General features: G+C 78.0%; 4 protein-coding genes. All 4 read left to right on the forward strand.

What is annotated here, in order from left to right; all coding sequences use genetic code 11:
* Positions 1–706, forward strand: a 706-nt coding sequence (locus PYV61_RS22180; protein ID WP_275835777.1) for a sialidase family protein, incomplete at its 5' end; no start/stop codon positions are given.
* A gap of 311 nt (positions 707–1,017) precedes the next feature.
* Complete coding sequence (locus PYV61_RS22185) at positions 1,018–1,752, forward strand: response regulator (protein ID WP_275835778.1); 735 nt, start codon at positions 1,018–1,020, stop codon at positions 1,750–1,752.
* A gap of 7 nt (positions 1,753–1,759) precedes the next feature.
* Complete coding sequence (locus PYV61_RS22190) at positions 1,760–2,671, forward strand: deoxyribonuclease IV (protein ID WP_275835780.1); 912 nt, start codon at positions 1,760–1,762, stop codon at positions 2,669–2,671.
* Positions 2,668–3,817: alpha/beta hydrolase (locus tag PYV61_RS22195; protein WP_275835782.1), on the forward strand; the 1,150-nt coding region annotated here is incomplete at its 3' end. The genes PYV61_RS22190 and PYV61_RS22195, both read left to right, overlap by 4 nt.

Genomic DNA, 3,817 nt, shown 5'->3' on the forward strand with positions numbered 1-3,817 from the left:
AATCGTGGTCTCAACTCCTTGGCTCACAGAACGACATGGCTACGATCCGACTTCCCGCTGCCCGGGCTCGCTCGCGTGGGCCGCCGGCCCGGGGGAGGAGCGCGTGGCCGCGTGGTGGGCGCTGCGCCCCGACCGCGGCGCCGACCTGATGGCCGGCCGCTCCACCGACGGCGGGCGCACGTGGGACGCGCCGGCGCGCGTCGACACGCTCGACCGCGGCGGCGCGGGGTGCGAGCGGCCCGCGCCGGCGATCGCCGTCGACGCCGAGAACGGCTACGTGCACCTCGCCTACTCGATGGCCGCCGCCGAGGGGCGCGGCGTGTTCTACGCGCACCGCATGGACCCGCGCGCGGCGTTCGAGCCGCCGCAGGTCATCGTCTACGGCGACCGCCCCGCGCAGACCGCCGTCGCCTCGGCGGGGGAGCGCGTGCTGGTGGCGTACGAGGACCCCAACACGGGGGGGCGCCCCTTCGTGTCGCTCGCGGTGTCGCGCACCGCGGGCCACACCTGGGAGCAGCGCTTCGCGGCGTCGGTGGGGAGCATGTCGGCGGAGCGGCCGCGCGTGCGGCTCGCCGGCGGGCGGGTGGCGCTGGGGTGGGTGGAGCGCGCCGCGCCGCGCGAGATCGCGACGACGGAGAACGCGCGGACGACGACGCTGCCGTATCCCACGGGCGTCGTCGTGCGGGTCGGGACGCTGCGCGAGTGAGGGCGGGGCAGGGCGCACGGCAGGGGACGGCGGAGATCCGGGTACGGCGCAGAGCGGGGTGGTGCGAACACAGGGGTGAACCGGAGAGCGGGGTACGGCGGACCTGAAGCCTCCCACCGGGAGGTCCGCCGTACCCCGGTGTACGCCGTCTCCCGGTTCGTCGTATCCCGCAGTGCGCGGCACCCTGAAGTTCGCCGTACCCGGCCCTGCGCCGTGCCGCGCCCACGACTAGCGCCGTGGTGTGCGCGGTGTAGCGTGTACTCGCCCGCCGACGCCGGTGGCCCGCGTCGCCCCTCCCGCCCCTCCCCGCCGTGAAGGTCCTGCTCGCCGAGGACGACCCGCAGGTGCGCGAGCGCTTCGCGCACGTCGTCGCCGCCGCCGGCCACGCCGTCGTCGTCGCGGGCGACGGCAGCGAGGCGTGGGCCGCCGTCTCCGCCGAGCGCCCCGACCTGGTGGTGCTCGACGTCGCCCTCCCCGGCATGGACGGGCTCGCGCTGTGCCGGCGCATCCGCGCCACGGACGACGGGCACGTCACCTTCGTGCTCGCCGTCACGCCGCACGACGGCAACGCCGCCCTCGCCGCGGTGCTCGACGCGGGCGCCGACGACTACATCGCCGAGCCGATCGGCGCCGAGCAGTTCGCGGCGCGGCTCACCATCGCCGAGCGGCGCATCGCCGCCGAGGGCGCGCGCCGCAGCGCCGAGGCGGCGCTGGCGCGCGCGCGCTACCTCGCCGGCGTGGGCGAGATGTCGATGACGCTGCAGCACGAGATCAACAACCCGCTGGCCGCGCTCCTCGGCCACGCCGCGCTGATCGAGCAGGGGCTCGTCGAGCCGGGGGAGGAGCGCGAGGTGCTGGCGGTGGTGGTCGAGCAGGCGCAGCGCATCGCGGGCGTCGTGAAGCGCCTCTCCGCCGTGCGCCACCCGCAGAGCGTCGAGTACCTCGAGGGGGCGTGGATGCTCGACCTCTCGCGCGAGGTCGACGCCCGCCCCGACCCCGACCCGCGCGGCGCGACGCGCGACGACGACCGGCACCCGCCGCCATGACCGCCGCATGACCGCCCCGACGCACCTCTTCGGCTCGCACTGCCCCGACAGCGGCGGCATCGCCATGGCCGCCCGCCGCGCCGGGAACGCGGGGATGGCGGCGCTGCAGCTCTTCACCGCCGTCCCCAAGTTCTACAACGAGAAGGTCGGCGTGCGCCCCGAGCGCGCGGCGCGCTTCCGCGAGGCGCTCGACGGGAGCGGCGTGCGCGCCGAGCACGTGATGGCGCACGCGGCCTACGTGCTCAACGTCGCGACGCCCGACGCCGCCAAGTGGGAGCGCGCGGCCGCGGGGCTGGCCAAGGAGCTGGAGCGCGCGTGCGCGCTCGGCCTCGGGCTGCTGTGCTTCCACCCCGGCGCGGCCACCGACGGCGACCGCGACGCGGCGATCGCGCGCGTGAGCGTCGCGATGACGCGCGCGCTCGAGTCGGTCGAGGGGCCGACGCGCCTGATGGTGGAGAACACCGCCGGCGCCGGCACCACCATCGCGCGCACCCCCGAGGAGGTGGCGGCGATCCTGGCCGGGATCCCCGCCTCGCTGCGGCCGCGCGCGGGGTACGGGCTCGACACCTGCCACCTGTACGCCTCGGGGTTCGACCTCGGCGCGGGGCCGGAGGCGGTCGTGGGGGTGCTCGACCAGTTCGAGCGCGCGGCCGGCGAGGCGCCGGGCTTCTTCCACCTCAACGACAGCGAGGGGGCGCTCGGCTCGAACAAGGACCGCCACGCGCTGATCGGCGAGGGGCGGATCGGCGCCGAGGGGTTCGCGTGGCTGCTGGCCGACGCGCGCACGCGCGGCGTGCCGCTGGTGCTCGAGACGCCGCACGCCGTCGACGAGCCGCCCGAGGACGACGACGCGCCCGACGCCAACGACGTGCGCATGCTGGCGCTGCTGCGCGCGCTGGCCGGCGGGGCCGCGGGGTGACGCAGCCGCCGCCGGCCGCCGTCGCGCCGACGCCGCTCACCCCGGCCCCGCGCGGCGGCTTCGTGCTCCTCGTGGGCGCCGACACCGTGGGGGTCGAGCACGTGCTGCGCACCCCCGGCGGCTTCGAGGGGGAGCTGTTCCTGCGCGCGCAGCGCCAGCGCCTCGCCTACAGCGCGGGCGCGGAGGCGGACGGGCGCGTGCACCGCGTGCAGCTCTACCAGTGGGCGCTCAACGCCCCCGCCGACGCGCGCCCCGCGGCGTCGCTGCAGTACCGCTTCGACGGCGACACGCTGGTGGTGACGGGGAGCACGGGGAGCGTGTCGGGGCAGCGGCTGCCGGTGCCGCCCGGGACGCTGCCGTGGGTGAACCCGTCGTTCGCGTTCGCCGAGCAGATGACGCGGCGCGCGCGGCGCATGGGCGCGACCATCGACGGGCTGCGGCGCGACCTGCCGGTGGTGCACCTCGGCACCGGCGCGCGCAGCGGCGTCGCGGTGACGGCGCTCGGGCGCGACTCGATGCTGCTCGACTTCGGCGGCGCCGAGCTGCGGCTCGCGGTGGACTCGGCGGGGACGGTGCTCGGCGGGCGGCTGCCGGCGCAGGGGCTCACCGTGGTGCGCGTCGACGCGCTCGACGCGCGGGCCGGGCGCTCGGAGCCGGACTACGGCGCGCCGGCGGGGGCGCCGTACGGCGCGGAGGCGGTGCGCGTGGCGACGCCGCGCGGGCACGTGCTGGCGGGGACGCTGACGCGGCCGCGGAGCGCGGGGCGCGCGCCGGTGGTGGTGGCGATCAGCGGCTCGGGGCCGCAGGACCGCGACGGGCAGATCCTCGGGCTCCCCGACTACCGGCCGTTCCGCGCGCTCGCCGACACGCTGGGGCGGCGCGGGATCGCGGTGCTGCGCTTCGACGAGCGCGGCGTCGGCGGCTCGGGGGGCGCGTTCGGCACCGCGACGTCGGCCGACTTCGCCGACGACGTGCGCGCGGCGGTGGCGTGGCTGCGCGCGCGCCCCGACGTGGACCCGTCGCGGGTGGCGCTCGCGGGGCACAGCGAGGGGGGCGTGATCGCGCCGCTGGCGGCGGCCGACGACGCGGCGATCGCCGCGGCGGCGCTGCTGGCGGCGCTCGCGCCGCCCGGGCGCCGGCTGCTCG

Source organism: Roseisolibacter sp. H3M3-2, assembly GCF_029211165.1.
Lineage (GTDB): Bacteria > Gemmatimonadota > Gemmatimonadetes > Gemmatimonadales > Gemmatimonadaceae > Roseisolibacter.

Excerpts from the sequence above, each read along its gene's own strand:
- PYV61_RS22190 (WP_275835780.1), top strand. The coding sequence starts at position 1,760 with ATGACCGCCCCGACGCACCTCTTCGGCTCGCACTGCCCCGACAGCGGC.